General features: G+C 63.5%; 3 protein-coding genes. 1 reads left to right on the top strand and 2 read right to left on the bottom strand.

Features of this window, described 5'->3' with window-relative positions; all coding sequences use genetic code 11:
• Positions 1–110: 110 nt before the first annotated feature.
• Positions 111–758: a carbonate dehydratase gene (gene can / locus ACESMD_RS08360; RefSeq protein ID WP_372612143.1), complete on the top strand. Its 648-nt coding sequence runs from the start codon at positions 111–113 to the stop codon at positions 756–758.
• Between the two features lie 3 nt (positions 759–761).
• On the opposite strand, the gene msrA is transcribed toward can, so the two are convergent.
• Positions 762–1376 (bottom strand): peptide-methionine (S)-S-oxide reductase MsrA, encoded by a 615-nt coding sequence (gene msrA / locus ACESMD_RS08355; protein WP_372612141.1) that lies wholly within the window; start codon positions 1374–1376, stop codon positions 762–764.
• A 28-nt stretch (positions 1377–1404) separates the two neighbouring features.
• On the bottom strand, positions 1405–2660 hold a 1256-nt coding region (locus tag ACESMD_RS08350), incomplete at its 5' end, for a translocation/assembly module TamB domain-containing protein (protein ID WP_372612139.1).

The raw sequence follows: 2660 nt of genomic DNA, 5'->3' as shown, positions 1-2660 counted from the left end.
CCAGGCGTCCTGCCGGGAGGCTTGCGCGATTGACCTGATCGGGATAGCGGGAGTAAAAGAACGCGGTAATGCTTCCCATCCAGATCCCGTCCATTGAAAGGGAATGCCCGATGCCCAAGAACCACGTCAAGGAACTGCTCAAGAACAATCGCGCCTGGTCGGCACAGATGCGCAAGGAAGACCCCGACTACTTTTCGCGCCTCTCCGAGCAGCAGAATCCCGACTACCTCTGGATCGGCTGTTCGGACAGTCGTGTGCCCGCCAACCAGATCATCGCCCTGCCCCCCGGCGAAGTCTTCGTCCATCGCAATGTGGCCAACCTGCTTCACCACAACGACATGAACGCCCTCTCGGTGGTGCAGTTCGCCGTGGATGTGCTGAAGGTTCGCCATATCATGGTCGTGGGACACTATGGCTGTGGCGGGGTTCGCGCCGCCGTGGTCGGCGGTGAATGTGGCATGGTGGACTTCTGGCTGCACTCGGTGCGTGAGCTCTACAGCCGCCATCGCCGGGACCTTGAAACCCTCCCCCTGGAGGAACAGGTCAACCGGATGTGCGAACTGAATGTTCAGGCCCAGGTGAACAACCTCTGTCGCACCAAGATCGTCCAGCGGGCCTGGCAGCGTGACCAGCCACTGGCCGTCCATGGCTGGGTCTATGGGCTCGAGGATGGTCTGATCAAGGATCTGGACTGCACGATCACGGGCCTGGACCAGGTGGAAACCCTCTATCGCATCGACCGCATCACCCCCACCTAGGGATCAGTCGACCGGACAGCGGATACCGGTACCCCGGAGGTTGCAATAGCCACCGGGGTTCTTGTGCAGGCACTGCTGGTGGTATTCCTCGGCGAAGTAGAAGGTGTCCAGGGCGGCTATCTCGGTGGTGATGGTGCCCCCGCCGGCTTGCCTCAAGGCGCCCTGATAGCGCTCACGGCTACGCAAGGCTCGCTCGCGCTGCGCCTCGTCAGTGGTGAAGATGGCCGAGCGGTATTGGGGACCGATGTCATTGCCCTGACGATTGCTCTGGGTAGGATCATGGGCCTCCCAGAAGGCCTGAAGCAGGGTGTCGAGATCGACGACCGCTGGATCATGGACGACACGGACCACCTCGGCATGACCGGTGCGTCCGGTGCAGGTCTCCTCGTAAGTGGGGTTCGGAGTCGTGCCCCCCGCATAACCCACGGCCGTGACCTGGATACCGGGCATTTCCCAGAACAATCGCTCCGCCCCCCAGAAACAGCCCATCCCAAGAACGATCTCGGCCAGGCCCTCGGAATAGGGGGGCAGCATCGACTCGCCGTTGACGGCATGTACGCCGCTGATCGATAGCGGGCTATCTCGCCCCTTGGGTGGGGCAACGGAAAACAGTGTCATCTTCGTCTCCTGAGCGGGTTGAACGCCTTCATCGGATATCTGGATTTCCCGGTAGGCTGCTGAAGGTATAGACCAGATCCACGGCTTGTGAAGCACCGGACACCGCTTCCAGGTAGAGGTTCCGCCAGAGGGTGTAGCGAAGGGTCAACTCGGCGATCGGCGAGAAGACGCCCACCCCGTAACTGACCCGCAGGTCCTCGGTCAGCTGGCCGCTGACCTGCACCTGGCTTTCCTCTCCTGCCCCGGCCTTTTCAACGGTCAGGTCATCGATGCCGAAGGCCTCGCCGATGGCCCCGACCGCGCCACCGGTCCGCCCCAGCGTCATGCCAAGCAGAGCCGAAGTCAGGGCGCCGTCGGAATCACCATCCTCGGGAGGACGCCCCCGCAGCAGGTAGGAAAGGGCACGCGCTTCTTCCATGGCCGGCTCCGAGAAGACGCGCAGTTGGGGATCAGCCGCGGTTCCGCTGACTCGCAGGCCGGCAATGACATCATCCTGGGTCACGTCAGGATTGCGGATGGCCTCGAAGTTGAGGAGGGGCTGGCCGGGGGGGCCGCTGAACAGGAGTTGACCCTCGCGAATCAGCAAGTCCTGGCCGAAGGCCCGGAATCGACCATCCATCAGATTGACGTCGCCGAACAACTGGACAGGCCCATTACGCTGGCGGACCTCAAGTGTTCCGGACAGCCCGGCTTCGAGTCCGTAGGCGGTCAGTTGCATGTCAGGGCCGAGTCGGAGATCGATCTGTACATCCACCGCCATGCCCGCCGCGGAAAGGGCCTGGGCGGCCGTGGCATCCGCACCCTCCTCGCCAGCCTGTGTCGCGCGTTGCGCCGTACGCTCGGCCTCTCGCTGGGCACGCTCGTCGTCACGCCGAGTGATGATGATCTCGTCGGGACTGGGTGACACGGCAGAAGCGGGCATTTCGCCGATCTCGAGACGGGCCCAGGGCACCTGGACATCTCCTCGCACCTCCAGCCTTGTCGGCGAAACGCGGATATCCAGATCCGGAGCCACGCGCAGGCGGCCGAATGCCGGCAGATCGATCCCCAAGGGGCGCTCAAGGGCATCCATTTCGATGGCGATACGCCAGTCATCAGGGGCCGGCCAGGCGGCATCGCCGCGGATCAGCAAACGCCCTTCCTCGGCCTCGAGGAACCCGCGGATATCCCCCCGGTCGCCGGCGAGTGACACATTCAGCTCACCGTCGCGGACCTCGAGGGGGACATCGCCACCCACGACCCGGAGGCCAGCCAGGCCCAGATCACCATTCAGTTGAGGAAACT

This window comes from Halomonas sp. (assembly GCF_041689495.1).
Classification (GTDB): domain Bacteria; phylum Pseudomonadota; class Gammaproteobacteria; order Pseudomonadales; family Halomonadaceae; genus Halomonas.
The sequence above is the reverse complement of the archived record's forward strand: the minus strand, read 5'-3'. Positions and strand labels throughout refer to the sequence as shown.